The sequence below is a fragment of the Brachybacterium atlanticum genome (assembly GCF_025669985.1).
Classification (GTDB): domain Bacteria; phylum Actinomycetota; class Actinomycetes; order Actinomycetales; family Dermabacteraceae; genus Brachybacterium; species Brachybacterium conglomeratum.
In genome coordinates, this window is record NZ_JAKJJW010000012.1 from 47,461 (window position 1) to 63,065 (window position 15,605).

At 71.9% G+C, this 15,605-nt stretch carries 16 protein-coding genes and 2 tRNA genes; 6 read left to right on the forward strand and 12 right to left on the reverse strand.

Going from position 1 to position 15,605, the window contains the following annotated elements; translation table 11 throughout:
* Positions 1-61: 61 nt before the first annotated feature.
* The 6 genes from L3K22_RS07890 to L3K22_RS07915 form a co-directional block, all read right to left on the reverse strand.
* Positions 62-1,654 (reverse strand): FGGY family carbohydrate kinase, encoded by a 1,593-nt coding sequence (locus L3K22_RS07890; protein ID WP_263310887.1) that lies wholly within the window; start codon positions 1,652-1,654, stop codon positions 62-64.
* Positions 1,655-1,728: 74 nt separating this feature from the next.
* Positions 1,729-1,905: a YceI family protein gene (locus tag L3K22_RS07895; RefSeq protein ID WP_259815373.1), complete on the reverse strand. Its 177-nt coding sequence runs from the start codon at positions 1,903-1,905 to the stop codon at positions 1,729-1,731.
* A gap of 122 nt (positions 1,906-2,027) precedes the next feature.
* The gene (locus L3K22_RS07900; RefSeq protein WP_263310888.1) at positions 2,028-2,888 is read right to left on the reverse strand and encodes a thioesterase family protein; all 861 of its coding nucleotides are present in this window, start codon (positions 2,886-2,888) and stop codon (positions 2,028-2,030) included.
* Positions 2,885-4,519: a hypothetical protein gene (locus tag L3K22_RS07905; RefSeq protein WP_263310889.1), complete on the reverse strand. Its 1,635-nt coding sequence runs from the start codon at positions 4,517-4,519 to the stop codon at positions 2,885-2,887. Before L3K22_RS07905 ends, L3K22_RS07900 begins: the two co-directional genes overlap by 4 nt.
* 175 nt (positions 4,520-4,694) lie before the next feature.
* Positions 4,695-5,483 (reverse strand): SH3 domain-containing protein, encoded by a 789-nt coding sequence (locus tag L3K22_RS07910; RefSeq protein ID WP_263310890.1) that lies wholly within the window; start codon positions 5,481-5,483, stop codon positions 4,695-4,697.
* 199 nt (positions 5,484-5,682) lie between these two features.
* Positions 5,683-6,528, reverse strand: a complete 846-nt coding sequence (locus L3K22_RS07915) for an aminoglycoside phosphotransferase family protein (RefSeq protein ID WP_308445917.1) — start codon at positions 6,526-6,528, stop codon at positions 5,683-5,685.
* 146 nt (positions 6,529-6,674) lie between these two features.
* Here L3K22_RS07915 and L3K22_RS07920 point away from each other — a divergent pair, with 146 nt between their 5' ends.
* Positions 6,675-7,067: a hypothetical protein gene (locus tag L3K22_RS07920; protein WP_263310891.1), complete on the forward strand. Its 393-nt coding sequence runs from the start codon at positions 6,675-6,677 to the stop codon at positions 7,065-7,067.
* A 42-nt stretch (positions 7,068-7,109) separates the two neighbouring features.
* On the opposite strand, the gene L3K22_RS07925 is transcribed toward L3K22_RS07920, so the two are convergent.
* The 3 genes from L3K22_RS07925 to L3K22_RS07935 all read right to left on the reverse strand — a co-directional run bounded on the left by L3K22_RS07925 (position 7,110) and on the right by L3K22_RS07935 (position 8,150).
* Positions 7,110-7,188 (reverse strand) — tRNA-Ser (locus L3K22_RS07925).
* Between the two features lie 138 nt (positions 7,189-7,326).
* Positions 7,327-7,758, reverse strand: coding sequence for an arsenate reductase ArsC (locus tag L3K22_RS07930; protein WP_263310892.1), 432 nt, complete (start codon positions 7,756-7,758; stop codon positions 7,327-7,329).
* 26 nt (positions 7,759-7,784) lie between these two features.
* Positions 7,785-8,150: an ArsR/SmtB family transcription factor gene (locus L3K22_RS07935; RefSeq protein WP_263310893.1), complete on the reverse strand. Its 366-nt coding sequence runs from the start codon at positions 8,148-8,150 to the stop codon at positions 7,785-7,787.
* An 81-nt stretch (positions 8,151-8,231) separates the two neighbouring features.
* Between L3K22_RS07935 and arsB the strand changes: the two genes are divergently transcribed.
* Positions 8,232-9,323, forward strand: a complete 1,092-nt coding sequence (arsB, locus tag L3K22_RS07940; protein WP_010550431.1) for an ACR3 family arsenite efflux transporter — start codon at positions 8,232-8,234, stop codon at positions 9,321-9,323.
* 23 nt (positions 9,324-9,346) lie between these two features.
* Complete coding sequence (locus tag L3K22_RS07945; protein WP_263310894.1) at positions 9,347-9,775, forward strand: arsenate-mycothiol transferase ArsC; 429 nt, start codon at positions 9,347-9,349, stop codon at positions 9,773-9,775.
* A gap of 373 nt (positions 9,776-10,148) precedes the next feature.
* Here the strand turns inward: L3K22_RS07945 and L3K22_RS07950 are convergent.
* The 3 genes from L3K22_RS07950 to L3K22_RS07960 all read right to left on the reverse strand — a co-directional run bounded on the left by L3K22_RS07950 (position 10,149) and on the right by L3K22_RS07960 (position 12,600).
* Positions 10,149-10,221: transfer RNA gene (locus L3K22_RS07950), tRNA-Lys, on the reverse strand.
* 334 nt (positions 10,222-10,555) lie between these two features.
* A complete protein-coding gene (locus L3K22_RS07955) occupies positions 10,556-10,996 on the reverse strand; it encodes a hypothetical protein (RefSeq protein ID WP_263310895.1) in 441 nt (146 codons plus the stop codon).
* 92 nt (positions 10,997-11,088) lie between these two features.
* Entirely contained in the window at positions 11,089-12,600 is a 1,512-nt protein-coding gene (locus L3K22_RS07960) for an alanine/glycine:cation symporter family protein (protein ID WP_263310896.1), read from the reverse strand.
* Positions 12,601-13,042: 442 nt separating this feature from the next.
* On the opposite strand from L3K22_RS07960, the gene ectA reads away from it, so the two are divergent.
* From ectA to L3K22_RS07975, 3 genes are all read left to right on the forward strand, one after another.
* Entirely contained in the window at positions 13,043-13,483 is a 441-nt protein-coding gene (gene ectA / locus L3K22_RS07965; RefSeq protein ID WP_373318013.1) for a diaminobutyrate acetyltransferase, read from the forward strand.
* Between the two features lie 94 nt (positions 13,484-13,577).
* The gene (gene ectB / locus L3K22_RS07970; protein WP_263310898.1) at positions 13,578-14,900 is read left to right on the forward strand and encodes a diaminobutyrate--2-oxoglutarate transaminase; all 1,323 of its coding nucleotides are present in this window, start codon (positions 13,578-13,580) and stop codon (positions 14,898-14,900) included.
* Positions 14,901-15,111: 211 nt separating this feature from the next.
* Complete coding sequence (locus L3K22_RS07975; protein ID WP_062947514.1) at positions 15,112-15,504, forward strand: ectoine synthase; 393 nt, start codon at positions 15,112-15,114, stop codon at positions 15,502-15,504.
* Positions 15,505-15,605 lie beyond the last annotated feature (101 nt).

The following is a 15,605-nucleotide window of genomic DNA, read 5'->3' on the forward strand; positions in this document are numbered from 1 at the left end:
GCTGCGGCGCCATCGCACCCGCGTGCCGGCGCCTCCTCCGCCTCCGCTCGCCCGCCTCGTCTCAGCGGAGCCGCTGCACCCGCGCGGCCGCGTCGTACAGGGCCCGGTGAGCGGGCCGCAGCGCGGCATGCTGCGCTGCGGCCGACGGGTCGGGGTCGATCGTCGCCGCCTCCTGTCGGGCGCCGAGCGGGACCAGGGCGTGGTCCAGGCCGAGCGCCTCCGCGGCGACGAGGGCACAGCCGAGCAACGCGGCGTCGGTCCCGTCGACGGTGCGCACGGGTCGGCCGGTGACGTCGGCGAGGATCCGCAGCCAGGGCCCGGAGGCGGCGCCGCCCCCGGTCACCGGCAGCGGACGCGGAGAGGTGTCGCCCCCGGACTCGAGCCCGTGGGCGAGTCCGTGCGCGACGCCTTCGAGCATCGCCGCGTACAGATCGATGCCCCGGGTCCCCGCGTCGATCCCCAGCACGGCGCCGCGCAGGTCCCCGTCCCGGACCGGGAACCGCTCCCCCACGATCGAGGGCAGGGCGAGCAGCCCGCTCGGACCGCGGCCGCGCTGCTGCTCCCGCGCTTCGAGCAGCTGATCGGCCCGGGCAGGGTCCGCGCCGTCGAGGACGGCCTGCCGGGCCCAGTCCGCGGCGGCGCCGGCGGAGAGCAGCGCGGAGATCCGCAGGATCGGGGGCTCGGCGGTCGCCGACGACGCTCCGAGAGCGAGGTGGTGCGAGACGCCGGCGGGTTCCTCACCGGCTGACCCCTCGCCGGCCGGCTCCACGCCGTCGCGCTCGTCCCCGTCGGGCTCCCCGCCGGCGTCCTGTGCTCCAATCGGCGACGTCCCGGCCCCCGGCAGCACCGAGGCGAGCCATCCGCTGGTGCCGAGGTAGACGTAGGCGTCGCCCGGCGCGAGGCCGACGATCCCGCTGGTCGTGGCGCCCGCATCTCCTGGGGCGAGCACGACGGGCAGCCCGGCCGGCACGCCCAGCAGCGCCGTCGCCTCCGCGCCGGTGCGTCCCACGACCTGGCCTGCCGCAGCGGTCAGCGCGGGCAGCAGAGCCGGATCGAGCCCGGCGGCGCGGGCGATTGCGGACGACCATTCGCGAGTGCGGGCCTCGAGCAGTCCCGTCGTCGCGGCGGTCGTCGGATCGCACCAGAGCCCGAGCCCCATCCGCGCCACGAGATATCCGGCCGGGCCGAACACGACGCCCTGCAGGTCCGCGAGCTGTTCCGGGGCCGTGCGGAGCAGGCACAGGTGCATCGCGGCGCAGCTGGTCGCGTCCTGCAGGTTGCCGGTCAGCGCGTCCCAGGAGCGGCCGTCCGCGGCGAGCGCGGCGCGCAGCTCCTCCGCCTCGGCGCCCGCGCGGGTGTCGGAGTAGAGGATCGCGAGGCGCGCGGCCCCCGAGCGCGGGACGGGGACGAGGTCCTGCATCTGCCCGGTGAGTACGATCGCCGCCACCTCGACGTCGGGCGCCGCCTCGAGGAGCTCGACGATCACGGCGCGGGCGGCGCGCTCCCAGTCACGGGGGTCCTGCTCCGCGGTCCCGTCGGCCGCGTGGCGGGTGGGGTACGGGGCCTCCGCCCGGAGATGGACGGTGCCGTCCAGGTCCAGGAGCGCGGCCTTCGCGGCGGAGGTCCCCAGGTCGAGGCAGAGCAGGTGCGGCATGGCAGTCAGGGTATGCGTGAGCGGGCGGCGCCGCTCCCCCGCGCCGCCCGCTCCTCGCTGTGCGTGTGTCCGGCTCAGCCCTGCTCGATCAGGGACAGCTCGAACTCGAGCTGGATCCTGTCGCTGACCAGCAGGCCGCCGGAGTCCGGCGGGGTGTTCCAGGTGATGCCCCATTCGCGGCGGTCGAGTCGGCCGGTGCCCTCGAAGCCGGCGCGGACGTTGCCGAAGAAGGGGTCGGTGTCGCCGCCCACGAAGCGCAGCGGGATGCCGGCCGTCCTGCCACGGGCCCGTGAGCCCCGAGGAGCGGTCGAGCCGCAGGGGCGGCCGACACGCGTCGATGATCTCGGAGAACCTGCCATCGGCAGGTGACTCGTCACGCCCCGCGAGGGATGGGGCGGACGGTGAGCGTCTGCTGCACCGAGCCGAGCGGTCCCTCCTGATCGTGCAGGACCGAGCTGGTCAGCCCCTGTCCGGTGGGGCCGAAGGAGACGGTGGTGTCCAGTCCCAGCCAGCGGCCCGTCGGCCGGCGCATCAGGTGGATGGTGAGGTCGAGGTTCGGGAACATCCATTCGCGCGGCTTCTCGCGCACCGCGATGCCGTTGGAGGCGTCGACGGGGATGAGGAAGGTGGCGAGCTCGCCGGCCTCCTCGCCCTCGATCAGGGGATGCTCGGCGCGCAGCCAGCTGCGGCCGCGTCCGGGGCGCTTCGGCTCGGCGTCGCGCAGGCTGATGCTGTGGATGAAGCCGCCGGTCCAGTCCTCGGCCATGCTCCGCTCGGGCAGTCCCTCGGGTCCGGGCAGCGGCGGAAGCTCGGTCCCGGCGACCTCGGCGGTCTCCTGCGCGGACATCACCCAGCTGCGGGCTCGGAGCGTCTCGCGCCCGGCGATCACGGCGGTGGTCTCGAGCAGCTCGATCGTGCGGCCGGGGCGGAGCATGCGGGTGGACAGCTCGATCGGCCCGCGACGGAGCTGGCCGAGGATGTCGATGGAGATCCGCCCGAGCACCTTGTCGGGGTCGGCGTGCTCAGCGCGCCAGCGCTCGAGATGCACAACCAGCAGGGCGCCGACGGGGCTGATGTGCAGCTCGTCGTCGCTCCACGCGCCGCCCGCGTGCTCGCTGGGCAGGTAGGTGTCGGGGCCGACGGGGACGAAGTACGCGTCGGAGCCGGCGGCGCGGTCCTCGACGATCGCCTCCGGGCCCGCCTCGCCCTGCTGTCGCTGCTCCTGGCCTGTCATCCCTGGTTCCTCCCGTCCCCGGTGCGGGGCGCTGCGCTCGACGTCGTCCACGACCGTCCATCTTCCCCGACGGGCGCGACCGGGGCGGCCGATCCGGCGCGACGCGCCCGCGCCGAGCGGCGGAACCAGTTCACGAGCGGGCCGGGCACGAAGCGGTCCACGAAGGGAGCGCCGAAGCGCGCGATCACCTCGACGGCGAGGCCGAGGAAGAACGCGACCACCGGAATCCAGGCGGCCAGGGACATCGAGACGCCCATCGCACCGAGGAAGCCCATCTCGGCGTCCATCCGCACGTGCACGAGGGCCAGAAGCACCAGCGAGCAGAAGGTGTAGGCGAGCGGCAGCGCCGCCCAGGAGGTGACCTGCGCGATCACGTTCCCGGCCGGGATCTCCCGGTCCCGGTGCCACAGCAGCGCGATCAGCAGCGGCACGAGCAGGGCGATCAGCACCATCGGCAGCCACACGTACCAGGGCAGGTCGACGAACCACAGGTTCTGCGTGCCGCTCTGCGGCGTAATGCCGCTCCCCAGCCCGAGGTCGCCCACGTCTCCCCGGGCGGAGGCGCGCACCGGTACGACCAGCATTCCGAGGCCCGGGAGGAGCGCGAGGGCGGTCGGTCCCCACAGCGGCAGCGCCAGCAGCGCGCCGAGCACGGAGCGTCCCTCCCCGTCGACGATCTGCACGATCGCCCCGGCCGCGAGGGCGAGGAGGCCGACGGGCACGGCGAAGGTGAGGGCGTGGACGAGCACGAGGCGGGGCGCGGCGGCGAGGTCGGCGACCAGCGGCCACCAGGCGGGCTTGCGCATCCCCGCGAGATGGCCGAGCAGGAGCGGCAGCGTGATCAGCGCCCAGGTGCCGAAGAACATGTCGGCCCCGGCGGCGTGCATCGAGAGGGAGAGGCCGTTCGCGGGGTCCTCGATCGAGAACGCGGTCAGGCGGGTGAGCAGCAGGGCGACCAGGGCGACGCCGAGGCCGGAGAGGCCGGACCACAGAGCCGCGCCGAGCGGTCCGTTGGAGCTCCATCGCCGCTGGGCGGTGCGCGCGGCGAGGAAGGCGAAGACGGTCATCGCCGCGGTGATCAGCAGCGGCAGGCCGCGCCAGCTCACGGAGAGGCTCCCCAGGAAGCCCATCTGCAGCTCGGCGTCGTATGAGCCGAAGCTCGCGAGGGCGACCAGCTGGAACGGGATCCCGAGCAGGCCGATGATCCCCGCGAATCCGGCGTCGTCGGTCGCCGGGGCGGCCGCGCCGCCGGTCGGGTCCGTGCTCGCGCCGGTGTCGGCGGTGAGCACGGCGAGGACCGCCGAGACGATCACGACCAGCGCCGCGACGAGGGCGACGAGATAGGCGAGCGCGCCGGTGACGAGGGTGGGCACCGGGGTGCCGATCCCGACCTTCCGCAGCGTCGCTGTCGCCTGCGCGGCGGACAGGGTCTGCTGGCCGGCGACGGCCACGGCGCCGGGAGCGGGCGAGCCGGGGCCGGACGACGGGCCCGGGGCGGAGGGCGCGGAGGATCCCCACGGCCCGGGCGCGGCCGACGGGGCGGAGCCGGATGAGGGAGCCGGTCCCGCCGACGGGGCGGGACCGGGTGACGGGGCGGGACCGGGCGGCGGCGCGGCTCCGGGCGTGGTCATGCCGTAGCCGTACGCTCCCCCGTCCTGCCCCGTGCCCCCCTGCCCTTGGCCGGCCCCGTTCCCCTGGCCGTCGGCGGGCTGGTTCGGCTGCGACATGCGTGCCCCTCTCACGTTCGTGGTGCGTGCGAGTGCTGCTGCACTCCCCCGCTCACGAGCCTAGCCCGAGGGGTGGGGCTCAGAAGCCGTTGTACCGGTAGGCGTTCTGGTTCCAGAAGTCGGTGCCCCAGGTGTGGGTGCGTGCGACGCCGCCGACGCCGCCGGCCTGCTCGATGACGGTGAAGGAGGTCTTGGAGTCGTCGGTCCAGCCGGTGAAGATGACGACGTGTCCGGCGGCACCGCCGGAGCCCGGGCCGAGATTGCCGATGATGTCGCCCGGCTGCAGGTCGTCCTTCGGGATTTCGGTGAAGTGCTCGGTGAGCGTCACCGTGGAGTAGCTGGTGTCCAGGCCGTAGGCCATGGAGACGAAGCCGGAGCAGTCGGTGCGGTACTGGCGGCCGTCGGGCCCGTTCGTGTACGCCTCCATGGAGTAGGGCACGTTGCGGTCCACCCAGGTCTGGCCGCGGTCGAGCACCTCCTTGCGATCGGCGGAGAGGCCCGGATCCTCCGGTGCGGGGTCCCCGCCGCCGCACTCGCCGAGGCCGGCGGCGTCGGGCACGGTCACGTAGGCGCGGGAGACAAAGCCGTCCACGCCGTCGTAGCTGACCTTGGCCCAGTACTCGCTGGCGTAGGTGCCCTGCACGGCCTCCCCCGCGGTCTGGCACTCGAGGTCGAGGGCGGTGCCGGCGGGGATCGTGCCGAGGGCGTCGCTGCCCGTGCTGGTGCCGGAGCGGATCGTGAGCTGGTTGGTGGTGGTGCCGGGCGCGGCGGCCTGTGAGGGCTGGGCGAGCACGGCCATGCCCTCAACGGCGACGGCGGTCGCGGCGGCTCCGCCGGCGAGGCGGCGTGCGGTGTTCCGGATGATCATCGGTTCTCGACCCCTTCGAGGATCTCGGGTGCGTCGGACGCTGCCGGAGCCGGATCGTTCCCCTGCGCCAGCACGTCGAACCTAGGCACGACGCGACGCGGATCACAACCTGTCGCGCATGGGGAGAAGTGCCCATCGACGTCAGCGGCCGACGGGTCTATGGCCGCGCGCGCCCGCGTCGCGCGCGGCCCCCCGCGCGCTACTTGAGGGTGAGCTCGATCAGGCGTCGCAGGCGCTCGATATCGTCGGTGCGGCCGTTGTGCTGGGCCTCCCAGAACCAGGAGGCGACGGCGCGGGCGAAGGAGATCTCCTCGGCCCGGTCCGCATCCGCGCCCGCCGCCTCGCAGAACGCCTCGACTACGCCGCGGATCGCCTCCCGTGGACGGGGCGCGTCGAGCACGGCCCCGAGCACGCTGCGCACGACGGTGTGGGCCTCGTTCTCGACCGGCCCGCTGAGCAGCGCCGGGTCGATGGCGACCCAGCTGCCGTCGCGGCGGCACATCACGTTCTCGAAGCTGAGATCGCCGTGGGTGAGGGTACGGGAGGCGTCGTCGGCGAGGTCGTCCATGATCTCGGCGGCCCGCTCCCCCGCCCCGGCCGGGATCGGCAGGCCGTCGGCGACCGCGCGGGCGTGCTGGGCCTGGAACGCCTCGGCCCAGGCACGGGAGGTCGCCGCGAGGCGAGGGGCGTCCGGCGGGGCGGGCACCTCGGCGATCCGGGCCCCGACCTCGCCCGCGATCCGGGCGGCGGCGAGCGGTGCGGGGTGCTCCATCAGGGACGGGCCGGGCACTCGCTCGAGCAGCAGCGCCCGCTCCTCGCGGTCCTCGCGCAGCAGGTCGACGACGCCGTGGCCGGCGAGCGCCGTGAGCGCGGAGATCTCGAGTGCGGGGTCCGCGAGCGGGGAGACGAGCTTCAGCGCGGCCGGTGCTCCGTCGGCCGTGCGCACGGGGAGCACAATGCTGGTGCCTCCGCACCAGAGGTCCCCGTCGGCCGTGAGGTCCCAGCGCTCCAGGACGCGGGCGGCCTGCTCGGGGGCGGCGTCCAGCCAGGGGCCCGTCGAGCGATCCTGGTGGAGGAGGCGCCGCCGGAAGGCGCCGGGAAGCTGGAGGAATCGGGCCTTCTCGACATCACCGCAGGCTCCCTGCGGGTGGGGCGTCGCGACGGCTCGAACCGGCCTGCGAGACTTGTGCGGTGATGCCCTTCCTGCTGCTCGCCGTCGCCGCGGTGCTGCTCGCCCTGGTGATCAGCGTGTACGTCATCCGGCGCAGGCTGGGTCGCAGCGCGATGGCCCGTCGATGGATGGGGGACGGGATGTTCCCTCGCACGTCCCAGGAGCGCATGACGGTGCTGGGCTGGCCCGCCCTCGCGGGCCTCTGCCTGTGCTTCGCCCTGGCGGCTCTCCCCGTCGCCGACGGGACGCTCCGCCTCCCGGCGGCGCTGCTCTCGATCCCGTTCTTCCTCGCACTGCTGGTCACGCAGATCTCGGCGATCCCGCTGCCGGAGGCGTGGTACCCGGGCTGGGCGCGGGAGCTGAGGCGCCGGCGACGGGAGGCTCGCGCGAAGGCGGGGCTCCGCCGGGTCTGACGGCGTTCGCACACCACGTCGATGTCGCGGCCTGACCTGCAGTCGGCCCGGAGGGGATCGAACCCTCGACCCGCGGATTAAGAGTCCGTCAGAGCATCGGCCGCAGAGCGTGTACAAGCAGGTCAGTGGGCTCGTACTGCTACCCGAAGCGCGACGGTCACCATCGCGTTGCTGTCAAGAGGTGTTCGAGACGAGTCGGCATCTGTTCCTGGGGGATGGTGTCTCCAGAAGCCCTAGTCACACGTGCTCTCGGCTTTCCTCAACCTTGGACTGGAATGTCGAGTGGCTCGCGGGACAGCAAGCTGCCGATGAGCTCCTCGATGCCGGTACGGATCTCGTCGCGCACCGAGCGGACTTCCGCGACGCCCTTGCCGGCTGGGTCCTCGAGTTTCCAGTCCTCGTACCGCTTGCCGGGGTAGTAGGGGCAGGCGTCGCCGCATCCCCTGGTGATGACCACGTCGGAGGCCTGGACGGGTTCGGGGGTGAGGGTCTTCGGCTTCTGGTGGGAGATGTCGATGCCGACCTCCGCCATGGCCTTCACCGCTGCGGGGTTGATCGAGCTGGCGGGCGCAGATCCGGCGGAGCGGACCTCGATGCGGTCGCCGGCGAGCTCTCTCAGCCACCCGGCTGCCATCTGGGATCGACCGGCGTTGTGGACACAGACGAACAAGACGCTGGGGTGAGCGGTCATGGGAGCGTCCCGACCGGGGGTGAGGTTCAGGCGATGTCGAGGAACGCGCGGAGTTCAGCAAAGGCCGAGGGGACGACGGAGTAGTGGGCCCAGCGGCCCTTCTGCGCGCGCGTGAGCAGGCCGGCGTCGACGAGCTTCTTCATGTGGTGGCTGACGGTGGGCTGACTGATGCCCAGCGGCTCGGTGAGATCGCATGCGCAGACCGACTCGCAACCCTGGGCGGCGACGTGGGAGAGGAGCCGGAGCCGCGTAGGGTCGGACAGCGCCTTCAGCAGGGAGGCGATCCGTTCGGCGTCTGCGGTGTCGACCGGACCTGCGGACAGCGTGCAGCACTCGCCAGAGTCGGTCCTCGCCGCGAATCCGGTGGCTGTGGCGTCGGTCGTCGTGGTCATGCCCTCACCTTACATTGACAGTCATCGATGTGGAACATAGCGTACTCATCGATATCCGTCGATGGAAGGTGTCGAAGCCCGATGAGTACGACCACCAAGGATGTGGAGCAGCCGCGCGTGATGAAGGAGATGTCCTTCCTCGATCGCTGGCTCCCGGTATGGATCCTGGCCGCCATGGCCGTGGGACTCCTGCTGGGGCGGTTCGTCCCCGGCCTGAACACCGCGCTGGAGGCGGTGAAGATCGGGTCTGTGTCCCTGCCCATCGCGATCGGGCTGCTGGTGATGATGTACCCGGTCCTGGCGAAGGTCCGCTACGACGAGACCCGGCGCATCGGCGCGGACCGACGCCTGCTGGTGACCTCGCTGGTGCTGAACTGGATCGTCGGACCGGCCCTCATGTTCGGCCTCGCGTGGATCTTCCTTGCCGACCTGCCGGAGTACCGGACCGGCCTGATCATCGTGGGCCTCGCGCGCTGCATCGCGATGGTGCTCATCTGGAACGACCTCGCCTGCGGTGACCGCGAAGCTGCCGCCGTACTGGTCGCGATCAACTCCGTCTTCCAGGTGATCGCCTTCGGAGCCCTGGGCTGGTTCTACCTCCAGGCGCTGCCGTCGTGGCTGGGGCTGCCGACCACGTCGGCCGAGTTCTCGATCGGCGCGATCGTCCTCAGCGTGCTGATCTTCCTCGGGATCCCCCTGGTCGCCGGGTTCCTGACCCGCGTCCTCGGAGAGAAGGCGAAGGGTCGCACCTGGTACGAGGAGCGGTTCCTCCCGAAGATCGGTCCCATGGCGCTGTACGGGCTGCTGTTCACCATCGTGCTGCTGTTCGCTCTCCAGGGCGACGCGATCCTCTCCGCCCCGGGAGACGTGGCCCGCATCGCTCTGCCGCTGCTGGTCTACTTCGTGGTCATGTTCCTGGGGTCCTTCCTGCTCGGACGGGCGATCGGCCTGAATTACGCCAAGTCCACGACCGTCGCGTTCACCGCCTCGGGCAACAACTTCGAGCTCGCCATCGCCGTCGCCATCGGCACCTTCGGCGTCACCTCCGGCCAGGCCCTCGCCGGTGTCGTCGGCCCCCTGATCGAGGTCCCGGTTCTCGTCGCCCTCGTCTATGTCGCCCTCGCGATGGGCCGCCGGCTCTTCCCCGGCGACGCGACCGTTCCCACCCGATGAACCAGCAGAGAGATCGAGTCACCATGACCGCGAAACGCCCCGCAGTCCTGTTCGTGTGCGTGAAGAACGGCGGCAAGTCCCAGATGGCAGCCGCCCTCATGCGCCATCACGCCGGAGATGCCGTCGAGGTGCACTCCGCCGGCACTCGCCCCGGCACCGCCATCAATGCACAGTCCGCGGAGGCGATCGCCGAGGTCGGCGCGGACATGTGCTCCGCCGTCCCGCAGCCGGTCACCTCCGAGCTGCTGCGCAGCGTCGACCACGTGATCGTCATCGGCGGCGAAGCCGTCATCGAACCCGTCGAGAGAATGACCGCGCCGGTCACCACCTGGCACACCGATGAGCCCTCCCAGCGGGGCATCGAAGGGATGGAGCGCATGCGCCTGGTGCGGGACGACATCGACGCCCGCGTCCGTGCGCTCCTGAACGACCTCATCGCCACCGCGAACTGATCGCGCCCGCAACGACACGGCCCGACCTCGCCACCGCATCGAACTCGCCTCCCTGGTCGTCATCGACCCTGGTCCCATCGGCCCGGCCGCTGCCGCCCACCTCTGAGAACGCGGCTCTCGGCTCCTTGCCCCGGATGCCGGACCCGTCAATAGAGCGGCGCCTACCAGCGCCTCCGTCTGGGCACTCGCGCAGGCGAGACCGCGCTTCGACACCAATGGGTCGCCGACATGGTTCTCGCACCGTGTACACCCTCCTCGTCCCGCGGCCGCAGCCGGCAGGCACTCCCCGCCATACGGGCCGGGTGTGCGACCAAGTTCCCGTCGACTCCCCACAGGACGCGACCATGTCGCCGACGACAGGCTTCGACCAGGGTGGGCCCGGAGGGGATCGAACCCTCGACCCGCGGATTAAAAGTCCGATGCTCTGCCAACTGAGCTACAGGCCCGTGCCCGCCGAGCGGGCCAGCCCATCCTACCGGCGCGTGCAGGCAGGGGCGGCCTCGCCCACGTGGCGGCGCCTGCCGCAGGCATCGCGTCGACGGCGCGATCGACGACGGGCTCGACGGCCGGCCTGCGAGACCGCGTCGTCAGCTTCCGCAGCGGGCGCCGCCGCGGCCTTCCGCGCCGGGAAGGCAGAGAGGAACCCCGTCACGGGCCGCAGCAGCACCGCGAGCACGCAGACGGCGATGTGGTCACCGCGTAGTACAGCGCGAACGTCCCCGGACCGGCGGGCAGGTCGCTGTCCCGGCCGAGCAGCTCGATCGCCGGCAGGTGCGCGAGCTAGGGCACGATCGAGTTGCGGCCCAGCCACTCCACGGGGCGCAGCGCGCGCAGGCGCGGGAGACCCTGGAACCAGCCCACTGCTCCCACCACGGCGGGCAGCACCACGACCTGGGTGAGCACGGGCACCTCCGGCTCGGCATCGATCCGGGCGGCGTGCAGCGCCCAGGCCGCCGCGACGGCACGCGCGGAGACCGTCACCGCCCAGGGCACCGGCCGGCGGGTGAGCACCGGTCGCAACGCGGCGCCGGCGACGAAGAACACCGCATAGAACACGCACTTGTCCGGGCGCGGCCCGACCAAGCCGTGCGCGGTCCCGAGCAGCGGCAGCGCCGCCCACACCACCACCGAGGAGAGCGCGATCCAGCCGGGATGGATCCGCCTCGTGACCAGCCCGATCACGTAGTGGCAGAACAGCGCGGCGAGGAACCAGGTGTACATCCCGTTCAGCCACCACAGCGAACCTCCGAGGCGGGGTCGACGCCCTTCGGACAGGGGACGACGAGCCCGTCGGCCCGACGCGATCCCGACCGTCAGCGGGCGGCGGCCGCCTCCTCGCGGGCGTCCTGGTAGTCGCACACGTCCTCGTCGACCCAGACCTCGACGTTCTTGATCTCGGGCAGGTCGGAGGCGAGGAAGATCGGGTCCAGTCCCTGGGCGCGCTGGGCGTTGTAGTGCTTCAGCAGCTTCACCGCCGTGGGGGCCAGCAGCGCGATCACCACCAGGTTGATCAGCGCGATGAACACCATCGAGACGCCCGCGATGGTCCAGGCGAGGTCGACCGCGATCACGGAGCCCATCAGCACCAGCGCCACGACGGCGATGCCGAAGGCGATGTGCCAGCCCCGCTTCGAGGTCAGGAAGTGCATGTTCGCCTCGCCGTAGGAGAAGTTGCCCAGCACCGAGGTGAAGGCGAGCAGGAACATGATCGCCGCCAGCAGGACCGCGGCCCACGGCCCGAGAGTCGAGGACAGCGACTGCTGGACCATCATCAGTCCCTCACCGCCGGTGGAGACGTCGGGGAAGGAGACCAGCACGATGAACGCGGTGATCGAGCAGATCAGCAGGGTGTCGAAGTAGACGCCGAGCGTCTGGACGAGGCCCTGCTTGACCGGGTGGCTGACCGAGGCGGTCGCGGCGACGTTGGGGACCGACCCCATGCCGGCCTCGTTCGAGAGCATGCCGCGCTGGACGCCGTTGACGATCACGGCGCCGATGCCGCCGCCGATCGCGGCCTGCGGGGACACCGCCTCGGAGACGATCTGGGTGATCACGCGGGGCACCTCGCCCAGGTGCAGGCCGACGATGACGATGCCGATCAGCAGATAGAGCCCGGCCATGATCGGGACCATGTTCTGGGCGACGGTCGCCACGCGGCGCATGCCGCCGAAGATGATCCCGGCGGTGAGCGCCGCGAGCAGGATCCCGAGCGCCGGCGCGAGCCAGGACAGACCCTCGGGGTCGGCGTAGAGGGCGACGGCGCCGGTGACCGCGTCCACGATGGTGTTGGCCTGCAGCGAGGTGAAGGCGAAGGCGAAGCAGAAGATGAACAGCACTGCGAAGAAGGCGCCGAAGCCGCGCGAGCCGAGGCCGCGGTGGATGTAGAAGGCGGGGCCGCCCTTGTAGGTGTCGTCCGCGCGGGTCTTCCACAGCTGGGCGAGGGTCGACTCGATGAAGCTCGCCGCGCCGGTGAGCACGCACATCACCCACATCCACAGCACCGCGCCGGGGCCGCCGAGGAAGATCGCGCCGGCCACGCCGGAGATGTTGCCGGTTCCCACGCGGGCCGCGGCGGAGACGGAGAAGGCCTGGAAGGCGCTGAGAGACTTCGAGCGCTTCGCGTCGGTGTCGGGGCCCTCGACCTCCTCCTGCACGGGCTTCTGCGCGATCGCGGAGAGCATCGCGGGGATCATCCGCAGCTGCACCACGCCGGTGCGGACGGTGAAGTAGAGGCCGAGGAGGATGACCACGGGCATCCCTGCCCAGGTCCACAGCCAGCCCTCGGCATTGCCGAGGAACTCGTTGAGGGATTCGAGGGGGTTCATGGGCTCGACGGTAGCGGGAGGGGCAGGCGCTCCTCGGGCTCTCCACCCGCCGGGCCGGGCGCCGGAGTCCTCCTAGATCCCCGCGCGCGTGCGCCGTGTCCCAGTGCACGGACACGTGATGCACGCCACGTCCAGCCTCGCGAACCCCGGATCCGCGCGCCGACCTGCAGGACAACACCGCAGGTCGCTACACATCGAACGGGGTTGTCGGACAATCCGCGGAGCGGACGCCAGATCGTCACGATTGCGTCACGACACACCGAGGAACCCCCTCCACGGCCCGACCGAGGGGTCCCGATCGTCGCGTCACCGGGCTAGCGTGGACGTCGATATGGGCCCGTTGACGACGCACAGCGCAGATAACCCTTCACCCACCGATCAGGCCGCGGGAGACAGCCCCGGCCTTCAGATCCGGCCTCCTTCCCTGGCCGACGGCGCCGCCATGTGGCGCCTGGCCCGCGACAGCGGCACGCTCGACCTGAACACCTCCTACGCCTACCTCCTGCTGGCCCGCGACTTCGCGGCCACCTCCCGCCTCGCCGTGCGGGACGGGGAGGGCGTGGGCTTCGTGCTCGGGTACCTCCGCCCCACCACGCCCGAGACGCTCTTCGTCTGGCAGATCGCGGTGGACGCCTCCCAGCGCGGCAAGCAGGTCGCCGGCCGGATGCTCGACGCCCTGCTCGAGGACCTCCCGCAGGTCAGGCAGCTCGAGACCACCATCACGGAGGACAACACCGCCTCGCAGCGGCTCTTCGCCTCCTTCGCCCGCCGTCACGGCGCGAGCGAGGAGATCACCGAGCTGATCACCGAGGAGCACTTCCCGGACGCCGGCCACGGCGCGGAGCTGCTCCACACGATCAGCCCCCTGCACGCCGGGAGCTGAGCTCCCCACCCGTGCCCCACCGCCGGGCAGGGGCGCCTCCGCGCGCCCTCCTGCCCTCCGCAGACCACCGCACCACCCCACCCGAGGAGATGGCATGACCACGACCGCTTCGACCGAGACCACCGCGAAGCCCCAGCCGGCCGACCAGGCCGGCGCCCCTGTCGCCGACCCGACCGAGCTCGAGTCCGGCGTCCGCTCCTACTCCCGCGGCTGGCCCGCCGTGTTCACCCACGCCAAGGGCTCCGTGCTGACCGCCGAGGACGGCAAGGAGTACATCGACTTCTTCGCCGGCGCCGGGACCCTGAACTACGGCCACAACCACCCCGAGCTCAAGAAGGTCGTCATCGACCACTACCTCGAGGATCGCGTGGTGCACGGCCTGGACATGTTCACCGACGTGCGCCGCGAGTTCCTGCAGACCTTCGACGAGAAGATCCTGAAGCCCCGCGGCCTGGACTACAAGGTCGCCTTCCCCGGCCCCGGCGGCACCAACGCGGTCGAGGCCGCGCTGAAGCTGGCCCGCAAGGTCACCGGGCGCGAGTCTGTCGTGAGCTTCACCAACGGCTTCCACGGCATGACCCTCGGCGCGCTGTCCGTCACCGGCAACTCGATGAAGCGCGGCGGCGCCGGCATCCCGCTGGTGCACTCCACCCCGATGCCCTTCGACGACTACTTCGGCCAGGTCGTCCCCGACTTCATGTACCTCGAGCGCCTGCTCACCGACGGCGGCTCCGGGCTGAACAAGCCCGCCGCCGTGATCGTCGAGACGGTGCAGGGCGAGGGCGGGATCAACGCCGCCCGCGCCGAGTGGCTGCGCGGCCTCGCGGAGCTGTGCAAGGAGCACGAGATCCTGCTGATCGTCGACGACATCCAGATGGGCTGCGGCCGCACCGGCGGGTTCTTCAGCTTCGAGGAGGCCGGGATCGAGCCCGACATGGTCACCCTGTCGAAGTCGATCAGCGGCTACGGCCACCCGCTCGCGCTTACCCTGATCAAGCCCGAGCTGGACATCTGGGAGCCCGGGGAGCACAACGGCACCTTCCGCGGCTTCGGCCCCGCCTTCGCCACCGCCACCAAGGCCATCGAGCTGTTCTGGAGCGATGACGAGCTGCAGCGGTCCACCGAGGCCAAGGGCGCCTACGTCGAGTCGCGCTTCAACCGGATCGCGGCCCGCCACGCCGACCACGAGCTCGTGGTCAAGGGCCGCGGTCTCGCCCGTGGCCTGCAGATGCCCTCCGGCGAGATCGCCGGCGCGATCGCCGCGCGCGCCTTCGAGGAGGGCCTGCTGGTGGAGACCTCCGGCCCCTCCGACGAGGTCGTGAAGCTGCTGCCCGCGCTCACCATCCCCGAGGAGCTGCTCGAGAAGGGGCTGGACATCATCGAGGCCGCCGTCGACGAGGCCCTCGCCGCCGCCTGAGGCGCCACCGCCCGAGGCACCTCGAGCCCGAAGCGTCGGGGCCCGGAGGCCCGGGGTCCCCGGAGACCCCGGGTCCGACGGCCCCGCGCGCGGCCGCCTCGGCCCCACTCCCCGTCGGCCCGTCGCCTCGCGCGTCGGGCCGACGCCCGCGGGTCGCCCTGCGCGCCCGCGGACCACGACCAGAAGATCCCCACCGGAAGGACCACGAAACATGCTCGTTCGCACTCTCGCCGAGGTCGAGGACACCGACGCCGACATCAAGTCGGAGAACTGGCGCTCCAAGCGCATCATCCTGGCGAAGGAGGGAGTGGGCTTCTCCGTCCACGAGACCACCCTCTACGCCGGCACCGAGAGCTTCTTCTGGTACGCCAACCACATCGAGGCCGTCTTCATCACGCAGGGCGAGGGCACCATCGAGGACCTCGCCACCGGTGAGATCCACGAGCTGGCCCCCGGCACGCTGTACCTGCTCAACGACCACGACAAGCACAAGGTGCGCCCCCGCACCGAGATCAAGTGCGTGTGCGTGTTCAACCCGCCCGTGACCGGGCGCGAGGTCCATGACGAGAACGGCGTGTACCCGCTGATCACCGAGGACGCCTGAGCGTCCCGCCCGCGCAGCCCCTGGGCTGAACGGCCGACGGGCCCGGCAGGAGCATTGCTCCTGCCGGGCCCGTCGTGCATCCCGGGGCGCGGCCTCGGCGG